25 protein-coding genes are annotated in these 26,911 nt (G+C 54.7%); 16 read left to right on the top strand and 9 right to left on the bottom strand.

Annotated features, from left to right (window positions below; translation table 11 throughout):
• Window positions 1-2 precede the first annotated feature (2 nt).
• The 4 genes from D3878_RS17715 to D3878_RS17730 all read right to left on the bottom strand — a co-directional run bounded on the left by D3878_RS17715 (window position 3) and on the right by D3878_RS17730 (window position 5,070).
• The gene (locus tag D3878_RS17715) at window positions 3-1,370 is read right to left on the bottom strand and encodes an aromatic ring-hydroxylating oxygenase subunit alpha (RefSeq protein WP_119786698.1); all 1,368 of its coding nucleotides are present in this window, start codon (window positions 1,368-1,370) and stop codon (window positions 3-5) included.
• 230 nt (window positions 1,371-1,600) lie between these two features.
• The gene (locus D3878_RS17720; protein ID WP_119786699.1) at window positions 1,601-2,014 is read right to left on the bottom strand and encodes a nuclear transport factor 2 family protein; all 414 of its coding nucleotides are present in this window, start codon (window positions 2,012-2,014) and stop codon (window positions 1,601-1,603) included.
• A gap of 147 nt (window positions 2,015-2,161) precedes the next feature.
• Entirely contained in the window at window positions 2,162-2,674 is a 513-nt protein-coding gene (locus D3878_RS17725; protein ID WP_158592307.1) for a VOC family protein, read from the bottom strand.
• Between the two features lie 644 nt (window positions 2,675-3,318).
• The gene (locus D3878_RS17730) at window positions 3,319-5,070 is read right to left on the bottom strand and encodes an FAD-dependent oxidoreductase (RefSeq protein ID WP_338016814.1); all 1,752 of its coding nucleotides are present in this window, start codon (window positions 5,068-5,070) and stop codon (window positions 3,319-3,321) included.
• 96 nt (window positions 5,071-5,166) lie between these two features.
• Here D3878_RS17730 and D3878_RS17735 point away from each other — a divergent pair, with 96 nt between their 5' ends.
• The 11 genes from D3878_RS17735 to D3878_RS17785 all read left to right on the top strand — a co-directional run bounded on the left by D3878_RS17735 (window position 5,167) and on the right by D3878_RS17785 (window position 15,864).
• Complete coding sequence (locus D3878_RS17735) at window positions 5,167-6,240, top strand: AraC family transcriptional regulator (protein ID WP_158592308.1); 1,074 nt, start codon at window positions 5,167-5,169, stop codon at window positions 6,238-6,240.
• 479 nt (window positions 6,241-6,719) lie between these two features.
• Window positions 6,720-8,126, top strand: coding sequence for a DUF1329 domain-containing protein (locus D3878_RS17740; protein WP_199688200.1), 1,407 nt, complete (start codon window positions 6,720-6,722; stop codon window positions 8,124-8,126).
• 197 nt (window positions 8,127-8,323) lie between these two features.
• The gene (locus D3878_RS17745; protein ID WP_119786704.1) at window positions 8,324-8,836 is read left to right on the top strand and encodes a nuclear transport factor 2 family protein; all 513 of its coding nucleotides are present in this window, start codon (window positions 8,324-8,326) and stop codon (window positions 8,834-8,836) included.
• Window positions 8,837-8,947: 111 nt separating this feature from the next.
• Window positions 8,948-9,295 carry a hypothetical protein gene (locus D3878_RS17750; protein ID WP_119786705.1) on the top strand — a complete coding sequence of 116 codons (348 nt, stop codon included), beginning with the start codon at window positions 8,948-8,950 and terminating at the stop codon, window positions 9,293-9,295.
• 349 nt (window positions 9,296-9,644) lie between these two features.
• On the top strand, window positions 9,645-10,811 hold the full coding sequence (locus D3878_RS17755) for an acyl-CoA dehydrogenase family protein (protein ID WP_119786706.1): 1,167 nt from the start codon (window positions 9,645-9,647) through the stop codon (window positions 10,809-10,811).
• A gap of 58 nt (window positions 10,812-10,869) precedes the next feature.
• Window positions 10,870-11,802 carry a 3,5-dioxohexanoate:acetyl-CoA acetone transferase gene (gene kce, locus D3878_RS17760; protein WP_119786707.1) on the top strand — a complete coding sequence of 311 codons (933 nt, stop codon included), beginning with the start codon at window positions 10,870-10,872 and terminating at the stop codon, window positions 11,800-11,802.
• Window positions 11,803-11,862: 60 nt separating this feature from the next.
• Window positions 11,863-13,014: an acyl-CoA dehydrogenase family protein gene (locus tag D3878_RS17765; RefSeq protein ID WP_119787975.1), complete on the top strand. Its 1,152-nt coding sequence runs from the start codon at window positions 11,863-11,865 to the stop codon at window positions 13,012-13,014.
• Window positions 13,015-13,363: 349 nt separating this feature from the next.
• On the top strand, window positions 13,364-14,245 hold the full coding sequence (locus D3878_RS17770) for an SDR family oxidoreductase (protein ID WP_119786708.1): 882 nt from the start codon (window positions 13,364-13,366) through the stop codon (window positions 14,243-14,245).
• Window positions 14,246-14,292: 47 nt separating this feature from the next.
• Entirely contained in the window at window positions 14,293-14,871 is a 579-nt protein-coding gene (locus D3878_RS17775) for a VOC family protein (protein ID WP_119786709.1), read from the top strand.
• Entirely contained in the window at window positions 14,865-15,398 is a 534-nt protein-coding gene (locus D3878_RS17780) for a VOC family protein (protein ID WP_119786710.1), read from the top strand. Before D3878_RS17775 ends, D3878_RS17780 begins: the two co-directional genes overlap by 7 nt.
• Before the next feature lie 52 nt (window positions 15,399-15,450).
• A complete protein-coding gene (locus D3878_RS17785; protein WP_119786711.1) occupies window positions 15,451-15,864 on the top strand; it encodes a nuclear transport factor 2 family protein in 414 nt (137 codons plus the stop codon).
• Window positions 15,865-15,977: 113 nt separating this feature from the next.
• Here the strand turns inward: D3878_RS17785 and D3878_RS17790 are convergent.
• Together D3878_RS17790 and D3878_RS24830 are read right to left on the bottom strand one after the other, a co-directional pair.
• A protein-coding gene (locus D3878_RS17790; RefSeq protein WP_233556491.1) for an IS5 family transposase occupies window positions 15,978-16,782 on the bottom strand; the annotation gives its coding sequence in 2 pieces (ribosomal slippage) (window positions 15,978-16,517 and window positions 16,519-16,782; 804 coding nt in all).
• Window positions 16,783-17,035: 253 nt separating this feature from the next.
• Window positions 17,036-17,245 (bottom strand): nuclear transport factor 2 family protein, encoded by a 210-nt coding sequence (locus D3878_RS24830; RefSeq protein ID WP_119786713.1) that lies wholly within the window; start codon window positions 17,243-17,245, stop codon window positions 17,036-17,038.
• Between the two features lie 57 nt (window positions 17,246-17,302).
• On the opposite strand from D3878_RS24830, the gene D3878_RS24410 reads away from it, so the two are divergent.
• Both D3878_RS24410 and D3878_RS17805 read left to right on the top strand, forming a co-directional pair.
• A complete protein-coding gene (locus D3878_RS24410) occupies window positions 17,303-18,235 on the top strand; it encodes a transposase (RefSeq protein ID WP_233556379.1) in 933 nt (310 codons plus the stop codon).
• A gap of 42 nt (window positions 18,236-18,277) precedes the next feature.
• Complete coding sequence (locus D3878_RS17805; RefSeq protein ID WP_119786714.1) at window positions 18,278-18,973, top strand: NAD(P)-dependent alcohol dehydrogenase; 696 nt, start codon at window positions 18,278-18,280, stop codon at window positions 18,971-18,973.
• A gap of 368 nt (window positions 18,974-19,341) precedes the next feature.
• Here D3878_RS17805 and D3878_RS17810 read toward each other — a convergent pair whose 3' ends face one another.
• From D3878_RS17810 to D3878_RS24125, 3 genes are all read right to left on the bottom strand, one after another.
• Window positions 19,342-20,349 carry an AraC family transcriptional regulator gene (locus D3878_RS17810; protein ID WP_119786715.1) on the bottom strand — a complete coding sequence of 336 codons (1,008 nt, stop codon included), beginning with the start codon at window positions 20,347-20,349 and terminating at the stop codon, window positions 19,342-19,344.
• A gap of 357 nt (window positions 20,350-20,706) precedes the next feature.
• Window positions 20,707-21,471, bottom strand: coding sequence for an SDR family oxidoreductase (locus D3878_RS17815; protein WP_119786716.1), 765 nt, complete (start codon window positions 21,469-21,471; stop codon window positions 20,707-20,709).
• A 67-nt stretch (window positions 21,472-21,538) separates the two neighbouring features.
• Window positions 21,539-21,754, bottom strand: a complete 216-nt coding sequence (locus tag D3878_RS24125; protein WP_199688313.1) for a hypothetical protein — start codon at window positions 21,752-21,754, stop codon at window positions 21,539-21,541.
• 793 nt (window positions 21,755-22,547) lie between these two features.
• On the opposite strand from D3878_RS24125, the gene D3878_RS17825 reads away from it, so the two are divergent.
• The 3 genes from D3878_RS17825 to D3878_RS17835 all read left to right on the top strand — a co-directional run bounded on the left by D3878_RS17825 (window position 22,548) and on the right by D3878_RS17835 (window position 26,829).
• Window positions 22,548-23,918, top strand: coding sequence for a DUF1329 domain-containing protein (locus tag D3878_RS17825; protein ID WP_119786717.1), 1,371 nt, complete (start codon window positions 22,548-22,550; stop codon window positions 23,916-23,918).
• A 209-nt stretch (window positions 23,919-24,127) separates the two neighbouring features.
• Window positions 24,128-24,640, top strand: a complete 513-nt coding sequence (locus tag D3878_RS17830; protein ID WP_119786704.1) for a nuclear transport factor 2 family protein — start codon at window positions 24,128-24,130, stop codon at window positions 24,638-24,640.
• 263 nt (window positions 24,641-24,903) lie between these two features.
• Window positions 24,904-26,829 carry an outer membrane protein assembly factor BamB family protein gene (locus D3878_RS17835; protein ID WP_199688201.1) on the top strand — a complete coding sequence of 642 codons (1,926 nt, stop codon included), beginning with the start codon at window positions 24,904-24,906 and terminating at the stop codon, window positions 26,827-26,829.
• The last annotated feature ends 82 nt before the right edge of the window (window positions 26,830-26,911 follow it).

A 26,911-nucleotide genomic window follows, 5' to 3' on the forward strand; every position in this document is an offset into this window, starting at 1 on the left:
ACTCAGGCCTGCTCCAGATACGCGCGCAGCGTGTTATGAAAATGCCGGATACGGATTTCCTGATACTGCGACAGCGTGACCGGCGTATTGCCCGCCTTCAGGCCCTCTTGCAACAACTTGAGGTTTGCCACGTCCTGGTCATAAACGTCGCCGAGCCAGTCGCTCAACTCAGGAATATCGACATAGCGCATGTCCCCCATCTCCACCGGTTCGGCCGGTAACGGCCGCGGCGCGCCGGCCGGCACCGGCTTGAGAATGAACATATCGAAGATGCTGGTGTCCGGATCATGCTTGTTGGGGCGGAAGCGATAGACCACCGGGAAGCCGACACTGCGGAACAACACCATATTGGGAAACAAAGAGTACTGCATCGCATCGACCAGTTCCGCGTCCGACATGCCTGACACATCACGACCAGCCTCAGTGAGCTGCGTGCGCGTCGTATCGGCCATGAACTGGCGGGCCGTCATCCCGTCAGGCAACGGGGGGGCTTCCGTCTTTTCGCGCATGATCTCTGCGAACATGCTGTTGACGATCTGCTGCTCGCTCTGCGGATCTCCAAAACTGGCGCTGGCGACACCGAGCGCTTGTAGAAAACGGCTGGTGTGACGCCCCAATAGATCGTATTGCGTGTGCTGTTCGTCAGAAAAACTGGTTGTTTGCGGGTGTGTCTCGGCAGTGTGATAGGACTCAATAAATGCCTCGATCGAACCTTTCCAGTTTGACGGCAGGATCTTGCGATAGTACCCGGCGATATAGAGGTCCTTGAAATTGACAACGCCGAGTTGGCTTGGCAGGTTTTCCAGATACTCTTCCAGTGGCGGCGCCTTGGGATCGAGATTGATGAAAACAAATCCGCCCCAGGTGCCGACACGCACTTCCTGCAGGCTGTGGGTTTCTTCGCTGACATGCGGGAAATCCCAGCTGGAAGGAACCTTGTTGATACTGCCATTCAGATTCCAGGTAAATCCATGGTATGGGCAGCGGATTTTCTGCAGGTGCGTGTTGCTGGAGCAGAGCTTCGTGCCACGATGCGTACATGAATTGTAGTACGCCTTGATGCTGTTATCCTCGGCTCGCACGATCATAAACGACCAGTCGCCCAACTCGTAGACGGCGACGTCGCCCGGCGATTCGATTTCTTCCTCACGGCAGGCGAATTGCCAGACGCGCGACCATAGACGATCCAGTTCCAACTTGTGGAATGCCGGGCTGGTATACATTTCACGGCTGGAGTTCGACAATCCAAGATCGTCCGTGCCAGCCTCAAGAAGATCCGGCGGCGTCGGATGCCGGTCTCGGGCAATGATGTCTTGATAGACAGCCCAAGGCTCCGGCCTGACGTTTTTTTTGTTTAACGGCTTGTTCATGATTGCATGTCTCCTTTCAGTATGGCCCTGCACAGGCCACTTACATAAGCCCTGGCGCCAGCAAGGATCTCTTGTCCTTGCTGAAGCGCTGTCTACGGGCCTATGTCCATTTGAATTGCTAGTTCGACAGATGCGCGGTCACCTCGGCGAATGCTGCACCGAAATCGGCAAGCCTAGGATTGCCTGGTGTTCCACCTTGGCGAAACAGGTCGTTCAAGCATGTGCGAAAACTATGCGGCTAGCGATCCGAACGTCCTTTCCACCAGCAGGGAATCCATGTATTCCTTCATACCCACAATTTTTTTATCCTTGATAATAAACAGGAATAAATATTGGTTGTTATAGGACCGTCCATCGACGAAGGTAGATTTTCCCTCCGCCTCACAAGCCACGCGGTCCGCTTCGGCGGTGGTGCTGATGATGCGGAAATCCAGGCCGTTTTTCGTAGCATTGGCCAGCATCTTGACGGCATCGCAGACGGCCGCGTAATTCCGGCTGCCGGCCAGCACGCTAGTCCCGGTGCAAATGGCGTCAATGTCGTCGGCAATCACCTCCTGTACTCCGGCGACATCGCCGCGGCCAAACGCGGCAAGGAACTTCCTCGCCAGGGAGATGTTGACTTCCAATTCGGTTGCTTGTGTCATGTTTGCTCCATTTTGCAAGTTGATTAAAAATTCAAAACCTGTCCTGGCATACCTCAACCGGAGGCTTGCCAGTTCGTGTACATAAGCAGCTTATCCATCCGTCGCCCTGCCGGACTAGCAGGGCGCTCCGGTTAGGCTGATGGATATTTAGCCGATCAGGCGAATTGGGGCGGTTTTTCGATCCCACCGGTCATGCTCCGCTTTCCATGCCGCGAACAGTTCACGAATGATCGGGTTGTCCTCGTAGATTTCAATGAATCCGCCGACCTTGTCCCGCGCATCGACATAGGCGATCCGCCCCGAGCCATGTTTGCCTTCCTCGAAGATTTCCTCGACCACAGGGCAACCGTTTTTCACCATGCGGCTGCGGTCAAATTCAAACTCGTCCGTAAAGAACATCATGTGGTGAAAGCCCTGACCGCCATCGGGGTACACGTCCCGGTACATCGATGGGGCATCATTGTGCTGCTGGATGAGCTGGATGTTGATGTTTCCGCAGAAACCGAGCGCATGGCTGGAGTCTTCCCGCGAAGGCTCGCCGCGATAGAGCTGTTTCGCCACCTTCAGATGCGGCGCAAGGAAAAACGGCCCCGCTCCAAAGACGTTGATCCAGTGGTGACAGGCTTCTTCGATATCCCTGACGACATAGGCAACCTGCATGATCGGCTTATTAATTAACATAACTAAGATGTCCTCCCAATGTGTAAACCAGCGCTTTACGAGATAGGCAAGGCCGGTTGCTAGATTAAAAATAGGTGTTCATTTGCTTCGGCTACTACTTCGGCTACTTTAAACGACAAATGTCATTTAGTGAAGTTAATAATTTATTTTATATGACAAATGTCATATTTGGTCGAGTGCCGAATCAGGCTCCCCCTTGCCCCCTGATCATCCTATTGAGCGCCGAGGCCAGGCTTTGATATCGGCTGGCTAATAGGGCCCAATGGAAGCCATAGAAGCACGAATCATCAGATATTGAGCGAATTAACAATCGTCATTTATAAATATAAAAACGTGCAATTTAACTACTATTGTCATTTATTGTTGAGTGGGTTGCACCCTAATGGCCGGACGGCGCTCCGGGGATGCGGTAAGTCTCCTGGGGGGCGCTTCAACTAGAACGGTTTGGTGGCGTTGGCGCCGCATGGCCGTGGCGGGACGGTGATGACCATCGACCCCGAGGCCGAAGCGAAAAAATCTGATTGAGCGTGCCTATCGGCTGACTCGGGCGCTTGCACGCGTGTGCCGGCGCGGCATCGCCAATCCGCACTGCAAAAATCCCTATCCAGTTGCCAAGTGAGCCGCTAGTCTCGATACCCGGTAATATGCTTTGCAGCCTGATAGGCAAATACCATGGCAGGCCCCAAAGTAGCGCCTGGTCCAGGGTAGGTCGGCAAAATCGCCGACGTGCAGTTGCCGGAAGCATAGAGGCCTTCCAGCGGCTCGCCGTTTTCCCGCAGCACCTGGCCATGCATATTCGTCACGAGCCCGCCCATCGTGCCAATGTCACCCGGTTCAAGCCGGAAGGCATAAAAAGGCGCCTGAATGATCGGCGCAAGATTGGGATTGGGCTTGATTTCCGGGTCGCCATAGTGACGGTCGTAGCTGCTGTCGCCACGTCCGAAGTCAAGGCCTTTGCCGGTAACGGCATAGCGGTTGATCTGGGCGACAGTCTCTTCAAGATGATGCGGGTTGATTCCCGTTTTTTTCGCCAATTCGACAAGTGAATCGGCTTTGGTGATCATGCCCTCGCTGAACCAGCGCTTTGGCAGCATCCAGTCAGGACGGGTGCGTGCCGTGAGAAGCGGGCCGATAATATACTTGCGCCTGACCCGGGCATCAAAAATCAGGTACGCGGGTGCACATGGCGTCTCGTTGGTATGGGCCGCATACAGCTTGTCCTGCATGGTCACGTAATTCTCCGACTCATTCAGGAAGCGCTTGCCATTGCGGTTGACCAGGCAGGTCCCTGGGACTGATTTTTCCATAATCATCAGCCTTGGCATTGCTTCGCCCGGCACACTGCAGGTCATGCACCACCAGCCCTTTTGCATTTGTTCTGTTGCTGCCCCCAGCCTGGCGCCGGCAGTGATGGCATCGCCCGTGTTGGTTTTGACGCCTGCACTCCAACGCGCATTCGTAGGATGCGGCAAATATTGCTCGCGCATGGATTGATTGTGTTCAAATCCCCCCGCAGTGAGAATCACGCCCCGCCTTGCCTTGACCCTGCAGGCTTTGCCGTCGCGCTGAATGACGGCGCCGATGACGCGACCATTTTCTTCAATGAGTTCCTGCAAAGGCGCGCTGCGCCACATCGAGATGCCGCGCTCCTTGAGCGACAAATAAAGCCGCGCCACGTGCGATCCGCCAATTTTTCTTTTGCGGTCATATCTGGAGCGCAGACGCCAGGGCAGATCGAAAGCGTATTTGGCCAGTAATTTGGTCAACAGCAGCTTCCAGCCCTTCAGTTTTACCGAGATCGTATTGGCCTCGGTAAGCGTCAGGGGAATGATGCCGAAAAGGTACCAGATCGGATGGCTATGGCTGACAATATCATTGTCGGCGCCGAGCAGGGAAGAGTCGAACGGTTCGGATTCCAGCGCCCTGTTGCCTTCTTTGGAGCCTGCAATATGGGTGTGATAATCCGGATACATGGATAAGGACGTGTAACGGGCGTGAGACTTCTCGTAAAGAAAATCAATCATCTTGGGGCCGTGAGCAAGATACGTGCCCAGCATGTCATCACGACGAATCGCATCAGGAATCGTGTTGCGCAAGTAAGTGTGTGCTTCCTCCAGGGAGTCTTGTTGCCCCGCTTCACGTGCAAGCTTGTTGCATGGAATCCAGATGACCCCGCCTGACAGCGCGCTGGTGCCACCGAACTTGCCCGCCTTTTCGACAAGCAAGACATCCTTGCAACCCATCTCGTAGGCTGACAGCGCAGCAGTCATGCCTCCCAAGCCGCTTCCCACGACTAAAACATCGACACTGTGGTCCCACGCTGGACTTGGCATACATGCTCTCCTTTGTAGATGCATTATTGATTTATTTTGCATACAGCCCGAGGAATAAAGGTATCATTGCATATGATATCTAGCAATGCATATAAGGCAGGCATAGGTAGATACATAACAAATTGCAAGGAGACGCACATGCTGATAAGTGCAATCGCGATACGTGACTACGTTAATGTAATGGTGAAGAGAGGGTTCATGCAGGACGTTGTCCTCGCAGATTCCGATATTGATTTTTCCAAACTTGACGACCCGTATTACCTTGTCAATTCGTCTCAATATAGAACTGTCGCAACCAATATTATCAAGTTGACTGGCGATGGCGGTATCGGCTTTGATATGGCAAAACTCCATGATCTGCATGCATTTGGCGCTTTCGGTCATGCGGCTAGTACCAGCAAAACAGTACGTGATGTGCATAACCTATGGGTTCGCTATGGCGCGACACTTGTCGGCACGATGGGTAGACTGGAAGTGCGTAGCGAAAATTCGCATTACGTACTGCTCGCCATTGTCAGCCCAGACCCTCTGGATCCTCTTTTTCAATTTTGCAGTGAAGAGATTCTCGGCTTGGTATATCAATGGGGCGATCCTCTTGTGGGGGAGTCTGCGCCCGTATTGGAAATAACTTTATCGTATTCAGCTCCGGAGCATAAGCAACGGTATAGCGAAATGTTTAGTTGTCCTATCCGATTCGCTGCCGAGCAAACTACAGTCAAGGTTGCACGTGACTGGTTTGACAGCCGGGTGCCAACCCGCGATGTTGAGTTCAATGCTATCTGCTTGCAGTATTGTGAAAATATTCAAAATCGTATTGTGAATACAAAGCCGATAATATTCGAATTGCGAAGTATTTTTTCTCAGTACGACAAATATCCACTGCCTACTTTTGAGGAGGTGGCTCGCTTGCTCAATCTCACGCCAAGAACGCTGCGCCGTCGTTTGCATGATGAGCACACCAGCTACCGAGCCCAAGTTGACGAATATCGAGCAGAGCAGGCGAAAAAATACCTTTCTTACGGTTCGATTACGCCAAAGGAAATCGCGTTCTTGCTCGGGTTCAATGATCAAAGCGCTTTTCGTAACGCTTTCAAGGCATGGACTGGGCTGACTGTCCGAGAATTTTGTACAAAAAAGACATGTGAGCCCAGCCCTTGGCGGCCAACATTTGAAAAAATGGCTATGGCACCTGCAATGCTTGAATCGAACTAATTAGAACGCATTTAAATCGCGCGCTTGTTCTATGATTTTGCGCGGAAAAATTTATGAAGCCAGATCCAGCAATTCTCAATCGCCGCATGCACTAAAGACATACTCCTGCCGCACTGCCACCAGCTCTTGACGGAGCGAATCACTCAGAATAATTGCTGGAAACAGTAATTTTCTTCGTCCGATCGCGGCCGCCGCCCCTCTTCCTGTCGGACATAATTTTCTTTTCAGTGCTTGTTACTGGCCGTTGGCCGGTAAGCGCACATTTATGTCCGCATATTGGCTTATATTTTTTCGCCAGAAAAATATAATTATCGAACGATTACAAGATCAATGTCCGACGACATTTTAAGAAATGCGGAGGCTGAACACGTTTTTACACGCAGGGCTGACATGACTGCCAACTCGCATTTCGCAACAACGGCAGTGCAGTGAACATGGACAGCGGTGGGGCGCCATACCAGCACTGAAGCGCCCTATCGTTGGCCTTTATTACACCATTCAAAAAACTGGAGAAGACAATGATGTTTAGATGTTCTATGACGCTTGCGGCAGGTCTGGCCGTATGTTCCATCGCTTCGGTGCAGGCCGCGGTGACTGCGGAAGAAGCCAGGCAACTGGGCAAGAACCTGACGCCCATGGGAGCGGAAATGGCCGGCAACAAGGACGGCAAGATTCCGGCCTGGACTGGCGGGATGAAGACCCTGCCGCCGGGCTTCGATCCCAAAAAACCCCATCTTCGGCCCGATCCGTTCGCACATGAAAAGCCGCTCTTTTCCATTGATGCGAAGAACATGAGTCAGCATGCCGACAAGCTGTCGGATGGCATGAAGGCCATGATGCAGAAGTACCCGACGTTTCGCATCGACGTCTATCCCACGCACCGCACGGCAGCCTGGCCGCAATACGTGATGGACAATACACTCAAGAACGCCACCCGATGCAGCACGGAAAAGGACGGTGTGGCGATCAGTCGGGCATGCTATGGCGGCTACCCGTTTCCGATTCCGAAGACGGGAAACGAAGTCATGTGGAACAAGATACTGAGGTTCGCTGGCCACGTTTTTGAAAATACGTTCACCCATTGGGTGGTGGATGCAAGCGGGACGCCTGCGCTTTCGTCGACCAGTTTCACACAGCAAGAGTATGTCTATTACGATCCGAGCAAGACCGAACTCGATGGTGATTATTTCTGGAAGTACCGGCATAAGACGACCGCGCCGGCACGCATGTCCGGCGAAGCCCTGTTGATGAACGATCCAATCGATCCGACTGCCCTGAAGCGCAAGGCCTACCAGTATTTGCCTGGGCAGCGCCGGGTCAAGCTTTCGCCGAACCTGGCCTATGACACGCCGACACCGTCACAGGCTGGCGCCGCGACGATGGATGATGCGCAGCTTTTTCTGGGCGCGCAGGATCGCTTCGACTTCAAGCTGATCGGCAAAAAGGAGATGTATATTCCTTACAATAATACCCGGGTCATGGTAAATGAACAGAACTGTTCCCCGGAGAAGGCTCTGCTCAAGCATCATTACAATCCGGACTGCCTGCGCTTCGAGCTGCATCGTGTCTGGGTCGTTGAGGGGACAGTGAAACCTGGCGTGCGGCATACTTCACCGCGAAAGATGTTCTACTTTGATGAAGATACTTATGTAGGCCTCAGTGACGGTTACGACGCAGCAGGCAAGCTGCAACGGGTGCTTTGGCAAACCCATACGCCGATGTATGAAATTCCGAGTCAACATAGCGACGGTGCCGGATCATATAACCTGACCAGTGGTGTATATGTCGTGTCCGGACCCTATCCTGGAGGAGCAGCGTACCCTATCAAGCCGCTTGATGCACGCGCATGGGCGCCTGAAGCGCTCGTTGGCGACGGCGTGCGTTAAGCCGGTACCGGGCGTGCGGGGGGCAGCCTGAGATTCGAAAATCGCAACGGTACAAAAACGAGCCTGTGGGTTCCGCAACCGGGACAATTTCAAGATCGCCGTCTACTTCCATTGCGGCGGCCTTGATTTGTATCCGGCTTCAGTCACCCACAGGAAAGTCTGATGAATCATATTAATCATATTTAAAGGAAGCGACGATGACAACGAAACAGGATGAATTGAGCGTTTTGCAGTTATTGAACCGCTACGGTGTTGCAGTCGACAGCAAGCGGTGGGATGTCTTCGACCAAGTGTTTACGGAAGACGTGATTGCCGACTATGGCGCCCCGGTCGTGTTCGAGGGGCTCGCCGCCTTCAAGCGTGGGGCGGAAGCGGCATGGGGCCCGTTCGATGCATCACAGCATTCGATGTCGAATACAGTGTGGGAGCGTCGAGGAGATACTGGGCGATCACTTACTTACGGGAATTGGTTCATTATCCGAAGGGGCGTCGAAGGCGGCGATCTCTGGGAGGGCCGGGGCTGGTACTACGACGAATGGGTTCTGCGCGACGCTGGATGGCGGATCAAACGTCGGTGTTGCAGAACGATGTCGTGGTCAGGCAATCTGCTTGTGGTCGATCCAACGGCCAAAGCTGGGACAGCCTGCAGCAAGACCTATTCACTTGCGGACGCAGCGCGTGAGGGCTTGTTCAGCTTCTTCGATATCTAGCCAGGACACCGGGCGCGATCGTAGCCGTCTGTTCGGTCATCAAAAGTGGCCAGCTTAGCTTTAGCTGCGTATCTGTGTTCGGACATTGAAGCCTGGGTATTCCGGTCTATCGTGACCGATTTCCAGCCATTCCCGGAATGGGCGGTCACGATACCGATCGGAGTTGGCGGCAAGCCACGTTTTGTCCTCAATCACGTCACCCGCGCCGGCCAAAATGCGGCACCGGAGTGGCCCAACATCGGCACCGACGGCGGCTATCGTGTCGAAATCGATGCTTTTCCGCCTTTCTGTGGTGATTTCCCTATGGGAATTCCTGGCGGCACGGGTTCTAGCTTTCAGGATGCAATGGCCATGACCGCAGCACGTTGCGTGAACTCCATCAAGGCTGTGGTGACCGCCCCCGAGGGTTATCAGACCTTTCTGTCCTTGCCGCCATTGGGGGGTAAATTGGCGCAATAGCCCCATTTCGGGGCAACGAATCAAAATAATCATTCACGGGAGTGCTGCAATGACGGCATTGACAAAGTGTCAAAATATTGGGGCATTCGCGAAAATATTTTTCACACTGCAAGAACCACAATCGCCCATCAATGCATTTGTAATATCTCTTCTCTGAAAGCGGGATGCAGCCTGGCACCAGAAATTTGCAATTTTCAATAGATCCAATATAGTCTGCATGAATACAATATGCTATATTATTGAAACAGGCGAATCAAACATCGGGAACGATGCCCTTGGCTGGTTAACTCAATACCGTGCGGCCCCATACATGCCTGTGGCGTGCCGCCTTTCCTTTTAGGGAGAAGATATGAATTTTGCATTGACTGAAGAGCAGGTTGCCATTCGAGCCGCAGTGGAGGAAATCTGCGCAGGATTTGGCGATGACTACTGGTTGAAAAAGGACAAGGAAGGCGGTTTCCCGGAAGATTTTTACGCCGCGATGGCAAAGGCTGGCTGGCTGGGCATCGCCATGCCAACGGAGTACGGCGGCGCGGGTCTGGGAATCAGCGAGGCGGCGCTCATGATGGAGACCGTCTCGGGCTCGGGCGCCGGGCTGGCCGGCGCGTCCGCCATTCACATGAATGTATTTGGCTTGCATCCAGTCGTGGTGTACGGGACGCATGAGCAAAAGGCACGCTGGCTACCGCCTGTCATCAATGGTGAGACCAAGGCTTGTTTCGGCGTGACTGAACCAAATACCGGCTTGAATACGCTCAAGCTGAAGACGATGGCAGTCCGCAAGGGCGATCGCTACATTGTCAATGGACAAAAGATCTGGATTTCGACCGCCCAGGTGGCGCACAAGATCATGCTGCTTGCGCGTACCACACCGATTGACCAGGTGAAGTCGCCGACGCATGGCCTTAGCCTGTTTTACACGGACCTGGATCGCACGAAGATCGAAGTGCGTGAAATCGAAAAGCTCGGCCGCAAGGCAGTCGATTCCAACCAGCTGTTTATCGATGGGCTGGAAATTCCGGTTGAGGACATGATCGGTGAAGAAGGCCGCGGGTTTGAATACATCCTGCATGGCTTGAATCCGGAGCGCATATTGGTGGCGGCAGAGGCGGTAGGTTTGGGGCGCGTAGCCTTGCGCCGCGCCGCTCGATACGCCGGTGAACGCATTGTATTTGACCGCCCCATCGGAAAAAACCAGGGCATTCAACACCCGCTAGCAGAACGCTGGGTGGAGCTGGAGGCATCGACGCTGCTTTATCAGAAAGCGGCCTGGCTGTACGACCAGGGCAAGCCGTGCGGAGCAGAAGCCAATGCCGCTAAATTTTTCTGCGCAGAATCCGGTTTTCGCGCTTGCGAGACGGCGGTTCTGACCCACGGCGGAATGGGTTACGCAAAAGAGTATCACGTCGAACGCCATTTCCGAGAATCCATGTTGCCGCGGATTACGCCGATTACGCCGCAACTGATTCTCTCGTTTATTGCCGAGAAAGTGCTCGGGCTGCCGAAGTCGTATTAATCATATCGGATTGAAATAAAGCCTTCATTCATTACCTGTTTATGGAGCCAATAGACAAATGAGCAAATCACGTAAAGTCATTATCAGCTGTGCGGTTACCGGCTCGATTCATACCCCATCGATGTCGTCCTTCCTGCCGATTACCGGTAAGGAGGTCGAGGAAGCAGCGGTCGGCGCGATTGAAGCTGGCGCCGCGATCGTGCATTTGCATGCGCGCGACCCCTTGACCGGCCGGCCGACACAAAACCCGGACGCATTCAGGGAATTCGTCGGCAATATCAAGCAGCGTACGAATGGGGTGATCAACCTGACGACCGGTGGTTCTCCCATCATGTCTGTGGAAGAAAGAATGCAACCGGCATTGCAGCTCAAGCCGGAAGTGGCATCGCTGAACATGGGATCGATGAATTTCGGCCTGTTTCCCATGCTCGGCCGCTACAAGGAATTCAAGCATGACTGGGAAGCCCCTTATCTGGAAGGCACCCGCGACCTGGTATTCAAAAATACCTTCAAGGATATCGAGTACATCATCAAGTCCTGCGCCGATAACGGCACGCGCTTCGAGTTCGAGTGTTATGACACGGCGCACCTTTACAACCTTGCCCATTTCCTTGACCGGGGACTGGTGAAGGGGCCGTTATTCATCCAGACGGTTTTCGGCATTCTGGGCGGAATCGGCAGTCATGCCGATGATGTCGCCCACATGAAGCGCACTGCCGACCGCCTGTTTGGCAGCGAATACGTGTGGTCGATACTGGGCGCGGGACGTTCGCAAATGCCGTTGGCGGCAATGGCGGCGGCGCAAGGCGGCAATGTGCGCGTCGGCCTGGAAGACAATCTGTGGGACGGCCCAGGCCAGCTTTCATCGAGCAATGCGCAGCAGGTTACGCGCGTACGCCGTATCCTGGAAGGCATGTCGCTTTCGATTGCCACCCCGGATGAGGCGCGTGAAATGCTGGCTTTGAAAGGCGCTAACAACGTCGGCTTCTGATGATCCGATGCCCAATGGTCTGTGCCGTCGGATTTTTACAAGTCACTAACAGGACAAATGATGATACCAAGAACGATCTTTTCTTCTGACCATGAAATGTTCAGGGATTCAGTGCGGCGCTTTGTCGATACCGAACTGAAGCCATACCATGCCGACTGGGAAGAGCAGGGCATTGTCCCGCGCGAGATATGGAAAAAGGCTGGCGACGCCGGCATCTTGTGCTGCAATGTCCCGGAAGAATATGGCGGCGCCGGTTCGGATTTTTTGTTTAATGTGATTGTCATTGAAGAATTGGCCCGTGGCGGCATTACCGGGCCTGGTTTCAACGTCCATTCGGATATGGTGGCCACCTATATCGAACGATTCGGCTCCGAAGACCAGAAACAGCGCTTTCTGCCAAAGATGGTATCCGGTGAGCTCATCGGTGCGCTTGGCATCACCGAGCCGGGTGCAGGCAGCGATGTGCGCGGCATCCGGACCTCGATTCGTCGTGACGGTGACGAATATGTCATCAACGGACAGAAGACCTATATCTCCAACGGACAGCTGTGCGACTTCGTCATCGTCGTCTGTAAAAGCGATCCTGAAAAGCCGCGCGATGCCATCAGCCTGGCGATTGTCGAGACGAATCGTCCCGGATTTGTGCGCGGCCGCAACTTGAAGAAGCTCGGCATGCATGCGCAAGATACATCAGAGCTGTTTTTCGATGATGTGCGTGTGCCGCTATCCAACCTGATCGGTATCGAGCATGAAGGTTTCAAGTACCTGACACATAACTTGGCGCATGAACGTCTGGTGCAGGCGGTCCGCAGTGCGGTTGTGGCAGAAGTGACGATCGAGCAGACCGTCGACTACACCAAACAGCGTAAGGCGTTTGGAAAATCGATCGCCGATTTTCAAAATACCCAGTTCAAGCTGGCCGAGTTGAAGGCGGCGGTAATCGGCGCGAGGGTTTTCGTTGACCGCTGCATCGAGTTGCAGTGCACGCGCGAGCTGGATGCGGTGTCGGCCGCAGCAGCCAAACTGATGTTGTCCGACCTGCATTGCCGTGTCGTCGATGAATGTCTGCAATTGCATGGCGGCTGGGGCTACATGTGGGAATTCCCTGTTTGCCGCGCTTACGCCGATGCACGGGTCGTCAAGATCGCCGGCGGTGCAATGGAAATCATGAAACAGATCATCGCCCGCGATCTGTTTTCAGAAAAGCGTTAACAGTCGTTCTTGCCCGCGACGGCGTTCCAGGCGACTACCGCCGAAGAATGCCGTTGCTCTGGACCGCCATGTGAAAATCCTCCGGCGTCCATACCAACTCCCCCCAAAAATTGCCTCAATTGTGTATCACGACTGGCATGATCAAAGTCCTGTCTAAGTTGTGTTGACAGATACGGTATGCGTGTATACGATAAGTCTTCAATAAAAAAATGATAAGTGCTCCGCGGCCATGGCTTGCCAGCCAAGGCGAACGCGGGCAAAGAAGTTTTGAGGCAAAAGATCTTGGTAGCAGAATATGCGCGCCATGATGCGAACGCCAAAATGCAGATGAATCTATGGAGGAGATGCGATGAAAATTCTAGTGACGGCGGCGCATGGTAATCAGGGCCGTATGCTTTTACCTAAACTCCGTGCCGCTGGTTTTGATATCCGGGCAATACGGGCAACGCCAGGCAAGGATGAAGAACTGAAGTCGCTTGGCGCAAGCGAAGTCATGGTCGGCAATGCGGCCGACCGGGGGTTCCTTGCTGAAGCGGTGGCTGGGGTCGATACGATTTATCATGTCGGGCCAACAGCGCATCCGCTTGAACGTGACATGGGCTTTGCCATGGTCGATGCGGCAAGAAAAGCCGGCACCGGACATTTTATCTATAGCTCCGCGATGCATGCGATCGCCAGCAAGATGATTCAGCACAAGCTCAAGCGCGATGTGGAAGAGCATCTGCTGGAAGCCAATATTAATTTCACGGTGTTGCAACCGGCGGATTACATGTTTCCTCCCTTGGTCCAGTTGGCCTTCCAGTCGGGCAGATGGGAACAACTCTACGATCTCAATCGCGGGCAGGCGATGGTGGACATCGGTGACATCACTGATGTGGCCGTGAAGGTTGCATCCGAGCGCGAGGCGCATTTCGGCGCGACCTATCAGCTTTGTGCTCCAGGAAACCATTCTGGCCATGATATTGCAGGGGCAATCCAGCGTGTCACCGGCAAGGAACTGGAAGCGGTATGGATATCGCCGGATGACTATTTCGAGCGATTTTACGGCAAGGGGCAGGGAGAAGGTTTTCGCTACGAACTTGCACTCATCCGCGCTGTGGGGCTCTGGTATACGCAATATGTGTTTGCCGGTAATCCCAACGTGCTGACCTGGCTGCTGGGACGTTCACCTGTGACGCTGGATGAGTTCATCGCGCGTGAATGGAAAAAATTTCAGCGCGCACAGGCCTGACGGTTATGGTGGCATCGATATGCCTCATCTATTGAAATGGAGAAGTTATGAGCAGAATTTTTGGTGATGCTTTGCACGCTGCTTTCGTCGTTCCTGACATCGATCGGGAAATAGCGCGCGTGCTTGCACTGGGGATGGGGCCGGTTTTCGTGATGCGCAGGATCAGGGTTGCCGCACGCTATCGCGGCGAACGCCATGACCCGCTGATCACTGCGGCATTTGTCTATTCCGGGACAATGCAGCTTGAGTTCCTGCAGCAGCATGATGATACGCCATCGGCTTCGATCGAGTTTCTGGCGCGCAAGCCTGAAGGCGGTTTGCAACATTTCGCCTATTTCAGCGATGATTTCGATGCAAGCTTGCAGGCAGCATCCGCCAAGGGGCAAGATTTCGATGTAGTGCAAGAATATATTCATGAGGACGGCACGCCATATGAGATCTATATCGAGCCATCCAACGCGCCGGGATCATTGTTGATTCAGCTCGTCCAACATGGTCCGCTGGAAGCCATGTATAACCGGATGCAAGAGATTTGCGCGACCTGGGATGGCACCGATCCGGTCCGTAATGCAATCGACTTGTTGCCGAAGGATATGCAGCCCGCCTCGGAGGCTCTCTCATGCTAATCAATAAGCCGGTCAGGCAGTTCGCCTATGTCGTCAGGGATATTGAGGAAGCCTGTCACCACTGGATCAACGTCTTTGGAGCGGGGCCATTTTTCCATGTGCCGCATCTGAAGGTGGCGAAACAGCTCTATCGCGGCGAGCCTTCGCGGGAAGATTCCAGCCATGCGCTCGGTTTCTGCGGAAACATCAACATCCAGCTCATCCAGCAACACAATGATGCCCCGTCGATGTACCGGGACATGTACCCCGATGGCGGTCAGGGCTTTCACCACATGATGTTCTTTACGGACGAGTTTGAATTTGACCGCAGCCGCATGGTGGAAAACGGCTGTCCTGTGGTCGAGGAAATCTTTGAGCAAGGTAAACATGGCGGGGGACGGATCGCCTATGTCGATGCGCGGGACAAGGTTGGCGGATTCATTGAAATCTACGAGGACAACCCAGTCATTCGTGAACTGTTCGCGGCATGGAAAGCGGAGCATGACCGGTGGGATCGAAAAACCGACCCAATCCGCCTGATCGGCTAAGAATTCCAGGACAGGTTTTAAATTTTTAATCAACTTGCAAGATGGAGCAAACATGACGCAAGCAACCGAATTGGAAGCCAACAAATCCCTGGCGCAGAAATTTCTTGCCGCGTTAGGCCGCGGCGATGTCGCCGGCGTACAGGAAGTGATTGCCGAGGATATCGACGCCATTTGCACCGGGACTGGCGTGATGGCAGGCAGCCGGAATTACGCGGCCGTCTGCGATGCCGTCAAGATGCTGGCCAAGACTACGAAAAACGGCCTGGATTTCCGCATCATCAGTATCATCGCCGAAGCGGACCGCGTGGCTTGTGAAGTTGAGGGAAAGTCTACCCTCGTCGATGGACGGTCCTACAATAACCAATACTTCTTCCTGTTTACGATCAGAGATGAAAAAATCGTGGGTATGAAGGAGTATATGGATTCCCTGCTGGTGGAAAGGGCATTCGGATCGCTCGCCGCATAGTTTTCACATCTGCATGAACTGCCTGTTTCGCTAAGGTGTAGTAGTCGCGATCTGATCTGACAGTTTCCCGTTTTGACGGACGAGATTGTCAGAAGCTATTCAAAATCTTTTTATCAAGTTTCGGGATTTGTTCTCTTCATAAGCAAAACGAGGAAAGCCAAATTCACGAACTGGAGGCTGGTATTGAGCTGACGCTCGCAGTTTTTCCAAAGCCGTCGACATTTTTCAAGCCAGGCAAAAGAGCGTTCCACCGCCCACCGTTTGGGCATCACGGCAAAGGTGTGGAGCGCACTCCGCTTGGCTATTTCCACCGATGCGCCCACCGTGTCGCGCACGCCATCTGCAAATGGTTGTCCCGTGTAACCGCCATCGACCAAGACGTTGACGACGCGTGACAGCGACTTTCGATGCGAGCTGAACGCTTGCAAAGCCCCTTTTCTGTCCGTGACATCGGCCGTTGTCACGGCTATCGCATGAGGAAAACCTTGCGTATCGACGGCAATATGCCGCTTGATGCCTGATACTTTCTTGCCCGCATCATCGCCTTTATGCTTCGCCGTATCCGCGTTCTTGACGCTCTGCGCATCAACGATCACGAAAGTCATGTTCGCGCTCCGTTCACTGTTGACGCGGGCCCCGCCAACCGCATTTTTTTAAAGCCTGCTCCAGCAGGCTTAATTCATCTTCGCCCGGTTTGTCTTTCCAGAGCTGGAAATAGTAGTACACCGTGCTTTTCTTCGGAAAATCACTCGGCAGCATGTCCCACTGGCAGCTGCTTTTGAGCAGATACAGAATCGCACAAAATACCTCGTACAAATCCACTCGCCGTGGCTTCGTGGTCTTGCGCGCACTCATCAGTATCGGCTCTAGCTTCTCAAACGCCTCTCGGCTTATATCGCTTGCGTATCTTTTTCGTATCCCCGAAATTCATACAAATCTCAGGGAATTATCAAAAAGATTTTAAACGCGTTCTCAGGTCAATTTCAGTTGTTCAATGTGGTGATTTTATCGTGCCACGTCTTCTTCCCGTCAATCAAGGTTTGGTTTGGCCATGGCTAGGTCCCGCTGTGACTGCCGGGCTTCCCTGGCGGCGCCGCTAGTTGGCCGCAGATTTTTTTGATCGACTTGGCGTAATTGACGTAACAGCGGACGTCATGCGAAAGAGAGCCGATCAGCCGGCGTCGACGGTTTTCATAGTCTTCGGGACCAACAGATGTTTCTTGATCTTCCATTCCCCACCGACGCGAACGAAGTCGGTCTCATAGGTTGCCCATAACGTCAACGTACGGCCTTCCGGTTCCTTGAAACATTGCGTGGCTTGCACCTCGGTTTGAGCATGGGCAGTGTCGCCGTCGATGGCGATCCGGGACGATTCGATCAGGTGTTGCTAACTACTGGTTGCGGGTTTTCCCAAAGTCCTGAATTCGGCTGAAAGTGTTTGCCTGCCTACGTTTTCCGCCATTGGCGTGAAACACGCTACAATCCGGTCGCTTTGGCGGTCGAAATGGCGGAAAGCCAGCAGTGGCAACGGATTCCAACCCAATTGAGTATCGCGCAGTTCGAGCAATTTGTCTTGCCTCACCTGATCGTGGGGAGCCGGGGTCCGGCGCCGAAATTGGGCCTGCATGCGATCTTTAACTACATTTTGCGATTGCTGTATATGGGATGCCAGTGGAAAGAATTGCCGATTGAAAAAGGGCAAGACGGTCGTCCCGAAATTCACTACTCGCGCATTTACAGGATGTTTCGGTTCTGGCAAGCAGGTGGTTGTTTTGACGCTATCTTCACCGGTTCGGTGTCGGCGCTTCACGCAGCGAATCTGCTCGACACCGGCGTCATCCACGGCGATGGCACGACCACTGCGGCGAAGAAAGGCGGAGACAACCTCGGTTTCAGCGGACACAAAAAGGTGAAAGGCGACAAGGTCGTCGCCTTCTGCGAACGGCGCTGCAATGTGATCGCGCCATTCGTCACGGCCCCGGGCAATCAGAATGAATCGCCGCTTTTGCGGGAAGCCTTGCCACAGGTGATGCGTATCGCCCGTGAGGTCGGTTTCTCTTTACGCGGCGCCATCGTCAGTCTGGATGGCGCCTATGATTGCCGCCTCAACCGCAAAGCGATTTTCAATCGCGGCATGACCCCCAACATCAACGCCAACCCGCGCGGCCGAAAAAAATCAAAGCGCGGGCGCAAGCCGTTCTTTGATCCCGCCATTTTTGAAGAACGGTTCAACACCATCGAACGCGTGTTCGCCTGGGAAGATAAGTTTCGGCGCTTGCTGCATCGCTTCGAGCGCGTCAGTCAATTGCACTACGCCTTTAAAACCTTGGCCTATACGCTGATCAACTTGCGGCACTTCTGCAAGAATTAGTCAATCGTTGCCGCCTTTTCATGATCGGCACATCGCGCCGGGATGTCGCTCGTCCGCTCCACCGCAAAACCGACCGCATATCGCGACAACGTCATCGTATCAACGGTCGAAACGTCCCGCTCTCCCGCTTTCGCGTTCTCGCCCAACTCGTTCACGCCGCTTGAACTAAAAACTCGCAACCAGAAATCACCGCTGAAGCGCTGGAAGATCGGCAAGGGCAGCAAGGTTGGGGTAATCTGGCTAGGCGGCCTCGGCCACATGGCGGTTAAAATCGCGGCTGCGATGGGGGCGGAGGTCACCGTGCTGAGTACTTCGGACAACAAGAAGGCCGACGCTATCCGGCTCGGCGCCAAGGATTTCGCCGTCACCAAAAACGAAGAGACCTTCACCCGTCTGGCCGGTCACTTCGATCTCATCCTTAACACCGTTTCGGCCCGCGTCAATTACGACGCCTACGTCAGCCTGCTCAAACGCGACGGCACGTTGGTGTTGCTCGGCATCCCCGACGGACCGGTATCGGTGAATGCTTTCAGCCTTCTCATGAAGCGTAGAAGCGTCGCCGCTTCGCCGATCGGCGGCATCCGAGAAACCCAGGAGATGCTCGATTTCTGTGCCGAACACGGCATTGAATCGGATATCGAGACTATCCCGATCGACAAGGTGAACGTGGCCTACGAACGCATCCTCAAGAGCGATGTGCGCTATCGCTTCGTGATCGACATGGCATCACTGAAGTAAGCGGTCAAATACTTGGCATATGCAGAAAGCTCGAGCGGCGAAAATGATATGAAGAAGTTTTGCGAACTGATTCGCTCAGGAAAGTTGCCGCGCAATGCATAACGGCCGGCTTGACGACAAATTGATGGCCTCGACGATTGACTCATCATGACGTTGACGCTGAGTGAATATCTGTTCGGAAATAATTATCACTGACACTGAATATCACCCAAGGAAAATCACAGTGAATACAAAACCCAGAATCGTTATCTACGGAGTTGGTCAGTATGGCGGCCACGTGTCCGTGTGGTAGGCTGCGTTCGATGGTGAGCACCTCGTCGCCGGAAGAAATCGCTGCACCGCCGCGCAACAACATTTCTTTGTTCCTCCTACAACACTTGAGCACGATACTCACCGATCGTCTGCCCTGTCCTCATCTTGAATGCATGACGAAAAGAAGTCGGCTCCTTGAACCCAAGCCGAAACGCGACCTCTTTGGTAGAAAGATCGGAGCGTCTCAAATATTCTCTGGCCAGGTTCATGCGAAAAGTGTCAACTTGAATCGTATAGGTCGTTCCTTCGTCAAGCAAACGGCGCCGCAACGTGCGGGAACTCATATTGAGTTCTCTCGCCGCATCATCGAGTTTGGATATCGATCCATTTGATTTGAGGAAGATGCCGCGAAGACTGGAAACAATCGAGCGGCTGCTTTCAATCTGGTGTAAAAGCTCGTCACAATGATGCCGGCAAACCTTGTTGAGTTCTTCGTCATGGGATTGCCCGGGATTATCAAACCAGCTTCTGTCAAGTGTGATGCGTGTTTGTGATGCGCCAAAGCGAACGGGACAATTGAATAGCTGGTGATAACGCTCTTCGTGCGCTGGCGCGCGATAGGATAATTCGGCCTCCGTGAAGGGCGGTGGCTTGCCCACAAACTGATGACTGAACATCGGATAAAAGGCGAGAATCTCTTCAATGTAGAAATTGTAAAGCGGATCAAGCCGGTCAAGGCCATTGTCCTCAAAGGTGAACGTCATGCTGTCATCAGTTTCCTCACTGATATGAAACGAGCCCGTGATGCCAACCAAGGCGCTCCCGAATCGTCTCCATACCGGGTACGAATCGCGCAGCGACCTGGATGTCAGGGTGGTGTACCCGACAATGCCAAGTTCCGAAGGCAAGGTATTGAGCCAGACGTCTAACCCAGCGCCCTTGTCGCCGCTAAGTTGGAGCAAGTTATTGACCACGATGCGGGATTGCGCTTGCTCAACCAAGAACCCCGGCTTGCCAAGTTCCGCGCCATCAATACCCGAATCGGCAAGCAAGCGTTTCGCCGATATCCCATGCTTCTGTTGCATTAAGGCAATATAACGTTGTATCGCTACTGGACGTGCCATCGCAATGTTCTCCCCACGCTCTGTTCCAGTCGTCCTGATTTGCGACTGGTAAATAGAATACTATGCCACCAATTTATCGGTTCGGCCAAGACGATTTGTTACGACCGTCACTATTTTAGGAGTAAGAGGGGTGCTTTTTCCTCGATTTTCGAGCGATTTGAAATGGCGCTGTCGAATGGATGCCGCTCTTAACGACCGCATTCCATCCAAACGTAATTTCAAGTGGTGCATTGCGGTCCGGCATGTAGCATACTGTTGAGCACGGCAACGCCGAGGACCGTCTCCGTGCGTTGGTCAAACAGGCTGCGCGTGCAAACCCGGACCGATGATTGCCTTGTATCTGCCCATGTTGGCGGGTCAGTCGATCGGCGTCATCGTGGCCCCGTTGTCGATGACGAGTTCGGAGCCGGTCATGAAACGTGAAGCGGGCGAAGCGAGATATAGCACGAGGTGGGCCACGTCCTTGGGGGCGCCATATGCCCCCGCAGGAAGCGCATCCCAACTCTGTTCGCGTTGCGCCACCTGTTCGGGGCTCACATTTTCCTGGATCAGCCCAGTATTGATCTTGCCTGGATGAATTGAATTGCAGCGGATGCCATAGCCCTTCTGCTGGCAGTAAATCGCAATAGACTTGGTCATCGAACGTATCGCCCCCTTGGCAGCAGAATACGCGGTTATCGTGGGAAAGCCTTGATGCGAACCCATCGAGGATATGTTGATGATCGAACCACCGCCACTTTTTGCCATCAGCGGAATTGCATGTTTGCAACCTAAAAACACACCTTCTACCATCACCCGCTGTTGCAGTTGAAAATCCTGTAACGAGCAGTCTTCGACCGACCCGTAGCGGACCAGGCCGGCATTGTTAACCAAAACGTCCAGACGCCCAAACCGCTTTTCGATCTCGCCGATGATCCGCATCCACCCGGCTTCTTCGCCGACATCCTGGTGGAACGGGACGGCGCCGCGGCCAATCTGTTGTGCCGCTGCGCGTACGCGCTGTTCGTTAATGTCGGTCAGCACCACAGTGGCGCCTTCGTCTGCCAGCAGCATGGCGTCGGCCAATCCAAGCCCCGATGCCGCTCCTGTAATCAATACCACCTTCCCAGCTACACTGTTCATTGTTTATATCCCTATCATGAAAAGAAAAACCGTATGCAGCGATTGCAACAGCTGCGTCCACACCATCTCACCAGGGATCGAAGAAATTGAATAATCCTTCGGCTACGGCATCGTTAGATGGATAAAGAAGCGTACCAGTTGAAAATAGACCTAGGGAAAAAACAGAGAAATGAATCCGGCCAACAATGTGTTTCAGGAGGCCAAGGCTTCGCGCGGATTGTTGCTTTACGGCGCCAATCCTGTCGATCAGCAGCCTGTCTCTATCGCCAGATCCGAATGCCATGGTTGCTCGCCCGGAGTGAATCGGGGCGTCACCCGTAACGTCAGGCTACCTCGCCTTCGGAGTCCATCGTTATACGCGGCCCAGTTCGTCACCTTGGCCTGCCACAACACATAGTTGGCCGGATTCATTCCTTGTTCTCCTCTCGGTCTACTTTCAAAATGGTAGGCTCCTTTACCCAGCGTGAGCATCCGGCCCCGTCAATAAACTTGGTGGGGCGTTGTTGTTAGTGGTGCTGGCACGAGTAAAGCTGACATAAACCTAAACAACATTGGAAGACGGTGATGAAACCATATCTAGCTTTCCTCTTATGAACTTTGAACGGCAGTCCAAAAGTGCATAAATCTGGCGGAAAAAGGCACAAAAGGGAAGGGCGTGGCCATGCTTAATATGGTTTTTTGAGAGTAACAACAAGGAGGAGACGCATGAGCAACACGAAACGGCAACGTAAGAGGAGGGCTGCATCAAGACCGCATTAACGGTTTTAGTGGTTTCGGCTGCGGCTGCGGCATTGCTGCTGCCCGGCGCGGCGAGCGCATTCCAGATCTAGTGTCCTGAGTTGTTAATTCGTTGAGAAAATAAATATGTCGAAATCGCGCCGAGACAAGGAACAAAGCACAGCAAGGCTGGAGCCTTGCGCGCATTTGTGACGCCGTATCGGGGGTGATTCTCGGCATATTTATTCAACGAATTAGTAATTCAGGACACTAGATCAAGACTACCTTTTAAGTACGACATCGAAGGCGTATGACGATCCGTTACGTTTTTTATAAATATATTATCTTGGAGAAGCATCATGGTTAGCCGTATCAATATTATTGCAATAGGGGCCGCGCTTGCTTGTGGCATGGCAGGCTCGGCATATGCCGCGGTGACTGCGGAAGAAGCCAGGCAACTCGGCAAGACGCTTACACCGATGGGCGGGGAGATGGCCGGCAACAAGGACGGCAAGATTCCGGCCTGGACCGGCGGCATGAAGACCCTGCCGCCGGGCTTCGATCCCAAAAAACCCCATCTGCGGCCCGATCCGTTCGCAAGTGAAAAGCCGCTCTTTTCCATTGATGCGAAGAACATGAGCCAGCATGCCGACAAGCTGTCGGATGGCATGAAGGCCATGATGCAGAAGTACCCGACGTTTCGCATCGACGTCTATCCCACGCACCGCACGGCAGCCTGGCCGCAATACGTGATGGACAATACACTCAAAAACGCCACCCGATGCAGCACGGAAAAGGACGGTGTGGCGATCAGTCGGGCATGCTATGGCGGATATCCGTTTCCGATTCCGAAGACCGGCAACGAAGTCATGTGGAACAAGATACTGAGGTTCGCTGGCCACGTTTTTGAAAATACGTTCACCCATTGGGTGGTGGATGCAAGCGGGACGGCTGCGCTTTCGTCGAGCAGTTTCGCACGGCAAGAGTATGTCTATTACGATCCGAGCAAGACCGAACTCGATGGTGATTATTTCTGGAAGTACCGGGATAAGACGACCGCGCCGGCACGCATGTCTGGCGAGGCATTGATGCTGGTCGACCCGATCGATCCGATTGCGAATAAGCGCAAGGCCTACCAATACCTGCCAGGTCAACGCCGGGTCAAGCTTTCTCCGAACCTGAGCTATGACACGCCGACACCCGGTCAAGGCGGAGCCGCGACGATGGACGATGCGCAGCTTTTTCTGGGTGCGCAGGACCGCTTCGACTTCAAGCTGATCGGCAAAAAGGAAATGTATATTCCTTACAATAATACCCGGGTCATGGTAGATGAACAGAACTGTTCCCCGGAGAAGGCTCTGCTCAAGCATCATTACAATCCGGACTGCCTGCGTTTTGAATTGCACCGTGTCTGGGTGGTGGAGGCGACGGTCAAGCCAGGAGTGCGTCACACGTCGCCAAAGCGCGTGTTCTACTTTGATGAAGATACTTATGTAGGCCTCAGTGACGGTTACGATGCAGTAGGCAAGCTGCAAAAGGTGCTTTGGCAAACCCATACGCCGATGTATGAAATTCCGAGTCAACATAGCGACGCTTTCGGATCATATAACCTGACCAGTGGTGCATATGTCGTGTCCGGCCCCTATCCTGGAGGAGCAGCGTACCCTGTCAAGCCGCTTGATGCACGCGCATGGGCGCCTGAAGCGCTCGTTGGCGACGGCGTGCGTTAAGCCGGTACCGGGCGTGCGAGGGGGGCAGCCTGAGTCAGGAACTGCGTGGTCTTGGGCCGGATTGTTTTTACAGTCCAGCACCGCGGGCAACCGGGACAATTTCAAGATCGCCGTCTACTTCCATTGCGGCGGCCTTGATTTGTATCCGGCTTCAGTCACCCACAGGAAAGTCTGATGAATCATATTAATCATATTTAAAGGAAGCGACGATGACAACGAAACAGGATGAATTGAGCGTTTTGCAGTTATTGAACCGCTACGGTGTTGCAGTCGACAGCAAGCGGTGGGATGTCTTCGACCAAGTGTTTACGGAAGACGTGATTGCCGACTATGGCGCCCCGGTCGTGTTCGAGGGGCTCGCCGCCTTCAAGCGTGGGGCGGAAGCGGCATGGGGCCCGTTCGATGCATCACAGCATTCGATGTCGAATACAGTGTGGGAGCGTCGAGGAGATACTGGGCGATCACTTACTTACGGGAATTGGTTCATTATCCGAAGGGGCGTCGAAGGCGGCGATCTCTGGGAGGGCCGGGGCTGGTACTACGACGAATGGGTTCTGCGCGACGCTGGATGGCGGATCAAACGTCGGTGTTGCAGAACGATGTCGTGGTCAGGCAATCTGCTTGTGGTCGATCCAACGGCCAAAGCTGGGACAGCCTGCAGCAAGACCTATTCACTTGCGGACGCAGCGCGTGAGGGCTTGTTCAGCTTCTTCGATATCTAGCCAGGACACCGGGCGCGATCGTAGCCGTCTGTTCGGTCATCAAAAGTGGCCAGCTTAGCTTTAGCTGCGTATCTGTGTTCGGACATTGACGCCTGGGTATTCAGGCAGAAATGATGTTACGCATAGTGCAACCTAACGGGTACGCTTCCAGCTTTTTGTCTGGAGACAGCGTGCCCGTACCAAGGATCCCTATGCGTAAGGTGCCTACACCCCTGATGATCTGCACCCTAACGATTAAGATTCAAGAGAGGAGATTAAAGAAGATGAGCAGAAATTCATTACCGGCGTCGAAGACCGGGGCGTTCAGGCGCCTGGCGGCTCGGATGCTGTTGGCGCTGTTGGCGCCGTTGGCTGGCGTCGCGCTGGCAGCGCCCGAGGGTGCCACAAAACCCGCTGCCGCGCTGGACCCGGCGGTTCACAAGGGCAGCACCCTGTTTGCGCAAAACTGCGCGATCTGCCACCTCGGCGGGGTGCCGAAAGCTCCGCATCCCGACTTCTTCCGCATGTCGTCGCCCAAGTCCATCATCGAGGCCATGAACAACGGCGTCATGAAGGCGCAGGCAAGCCACCTGTCGGCCGATGAAAGGCGCCAGATCGCGGAATACCTCACCAACACTTCGCTGTCGGACTACAAGGAGCCGCCCGCTCCCATAATGTGCGAGGGGCGCGCCAGGGAATTTGACCTGCGCAAGCCGCCGCAGGCGGTGGGCTGGGGCTACGACACGCGCCGCTTCGTGCCTGCGCGTCTGGCCGGCCTGAAAACGGACCAGGTCAGGGACCTCAAGCTCAAGTGGTCGTTCGCCTTCCCGGAAGCCATCCGTGCGCGCTCGCAGCCGGTGGTGGCGATGGGCGCGGTTTTCGTCGGCAGCCAGGATGGCACCATCTACGCCTTCGACCTTGAAACCGGCTGTGCCCGCTGGACCAGCCGGGTCGCCAGCGAAGTGCGTACGGCCATCGTGGTGGAGCCCTGGAAAGCCGGCGCCAGGCCCGCGCGCAACCCCCGTCTCTACTTCGGCGACCTGATGGGGCGCGTCTATGCCATGGATGCACTGACCGGCAAGGTCCTGTGGCGCGAGCGCCCGGACGACCATCCGAATGCCACCATCACCGGCACGCCCGCGCTGCATGGCGATACCCTCTATGTGCCGGTGTCTTCGCTCGAGATGAGCGTGTCGCTCAATCAGGATTATCCCTGCTGCACATTCCGCGGCTCGCTGGTCGCACTCGACACCAGGACCGGCGCCCTGCGCTGGAAGCACTACACTATCCCGACCGCAGCGACCGAGCAAGGCAAGACCGGCGCCGGCACGCCGATCTTCGCGCCCTCCGGCGCGCCGGTCTGGGGCAGCCCGGCGGTAGATGTCAAACGCGGCCTGATCTACCACGGCAGCGGCGAAAACTATCAGTCGCCGGCCGACGGCAACAGCGATGCGCTGTTCGCGGTCGACATGAAAACCGGCAAGCGCCGCTGGCACTACCAGCTAACCGCCAGGGATGCCTGGAACACCGCCTGCATGAAACCCGGCCACCCCAGCTGTCCGGCTGAAAAGGGCCCCGACACCGACCTGTCCGCCTCGCCGCTCCTGATCGACATCGGCGGCGGCAAGCAGGTACTGGTGGTGGCGTCCAAATCCGGCACAGCCTGGGGCTTCGACCCCGACGCCCCAGGCAAGCCGCTGTGGCGTACGGAAGTGGGACGCGGCAGCCTGCAGGGCGGCGTGCACTTCGGCATGGCGGTCGAGGGCACACGGGTATTCGTGCCCATCTATGACTCCAAGGAGACCGCGCACGGCGGCACCTACAGCGATGCCGGATTCCCCGGCGTACACGCCCTGGATGCGCGCACCGGCAAGATCGTCTGGCGCGGCCCGGTCGACAACCGCTGCAACGGCCGCAAGGATTGCGAGCCGGGCGTATCGGCCGCAGCCACGGCCATGCCCGGCGTCATCTTCGCCGGCCACCTCGACGGCTGGCTGCGCGCCTACGACAGCGCAAGCGGCCAAGTAATCTGGCAGACCGACACGGCGCAAGCCTTCACGACCGCCAATGGCGCGGTGGCCACTGGCGGCTCGATGAGCGGCCCCGGCCCGGCAATCAGCGACGGCCACCTGATCGTGAACTCGGGCTACGGCTTCGCCTTCAAGATGCCAGGCAACGCCCTGCTCGTCTACAGCGTCGACGGCAGGTAAGGCCCGCCACCATCCCGTTCGCCGCAACGGCCAGCTCCGGGCAGCGGAGCTGGCCTGCTTCGGCAGCACATACACCTGTTCC

Source organism: Noviherbaspirillum sedimenti (genome assembly GCF_003590835.1).
Lineage (GTDB): Bacteria > Pseudomonadota > Gammaproteobacteria > Burkholderiales > Burkholderiaceae_D > Paucimonas > Paucimonas sedimenti.

Excerpts from the sequence above, each read along its gene's own strand:
- D3878_RS17730 (WP_338016814.1), bottom strand. The coding sequence starts at position 5,070 with ATGCAAAATAAATCAATAATGCATCTACAAAGGAGAGCATGTATGCCA.
- D3878_RS17825 (WP_119786717.1), top strand. The coding sequence starts at position 22,548 with ATGGTTAGCCGTATCAATATTATTGCAATAGGGGCCGCGCTTGCTTGT.
- D3878_RS17780 (WP_119786710.1), top strand. The coding sequence starts at position 14,865 with ATGCTAATCAATAAGCCGGTCAGGCAGTTCGCCTATGTCGTCAGGGAT.
- D3878_RS17735 (WP_158592308.1), top strand. The coding sequence starts at position 5,167 with ATGCTGATAAGTGCAATCGCGATACGTGACTACGTTAATGTAATGGTG.
- D3878_RS17745 (WP_119786704.1), top strand. The coding sequence starts at position 8,324 with ATGACAACGAAACAGGATGAATTGAGCGTTTTGCAGTTATTGAACCGC.
- D3878_RS17830 (WP_119786704.1), top strand. The coding sequence starts at position 24,128 with ATGACAACGAAACAGGATGAATTGAGCGTTTTGCAGTTATTGAACCGC.
- D3878_RS17725 (WP_158592307.1), bottom strand. The coding sequence starts at position 2,674 with ATGCAGGTTGCCTATGTCGTCAGGGATATCGAAGAAGCCTGTCACCAC.
- D3878_RS17755 (WP_119786706.1), top strand. The coding sequence starts at position 9,645 with ATGAATTTTGCATTGACTGAAGAGCAGGTTGCCATTCGAGCCGCAGTG.
- D3878_RS17720 (WP_119786699.1), bottom strand. The coding sequence starts at position 2,014 with ATGACACAAGCAACCGAATTGGAAGTCAACATCTCCCTGGCGAGGAAG.
- D3878_RS17785 (WP_119786711.1), top strand. The coding sequence starts at position 15,451 with ATGACGCAAGCAACCGAATTGGAAGCCAACAAATCCCTGGCGCAGAAA.
- D3878_RS17810 (WP_119786715.1), bottom strand. The coding sequence starts at position 20,349 with ATGGCACGTCCAGTAGCGATACAACGTTATATTGCCTTAATGCAACAG.
- D3878_RS24125 (WP_199688313.1), bottom strand. The coding sequence starts at position 21,754 with ATGGCATTCGGATCTGGCGATAGAGACAGGCTGCTGATCGACAGGATT.
- D3878_RS17765 (WP_119787975.1), top strand. The coding sequence starts at position 11,863 with ATGATACCAAGAACGATCTTTTCTTCTGACCATGAAATGTTCAGGGAT.
- D3878_RS17805 (WP_119786714.1), top strand. The coding sequence starts at position 18,278 with ATGTCGCTCGTCCGCTCCACCGCAAAACCGACCGCATATCGCGACAAC.
- D3878_RS17835 (WP_199688201.1), top strand. The coding sequence starts at position 24,904 with ATGAGCAGAAATTCATTACCGGCGTCGAAGACCGGGGCGTTCAGGCGC.
- D3878_RS17715 (WP_119786698.1), bottom strand. The coding sequence starts at position 1,370 with ATGAACAAGCCGTTAAACAAAAAAAACGTCAGGCCGGAGCCTTGGGCT.
- kce (WP_119786707.1), top strand. The coding sequence starts at position 10,870 with ATGAGCAAATCACGTAAAGTCATTATCAGCTGTGCGGTTACCGGCTCG.
- D3878_RS17770 (WP_119786708.1), top strand. The coding sequence starts at position 13,364 with ATGAAAATTCTAGTGACGGCGGCGCATGGTAATCAGGGCCGTATGCTT.
- D3878_RS17815 (WP_119786716.1), bottom strand. The coding sequence starts at position 21,471 with ATGAACAGTGTAGCTGGGAAGGTGGTATTGATTACAGGAGCGGCATCG.
- D3878_RS17775 (WP_119786709.1), top strand. The coding sequence starts at position 14,293 with ATGAGCAGAATTTTTGGTGATGCTTTGCACGCTGCTTTCGTCGTTCCT.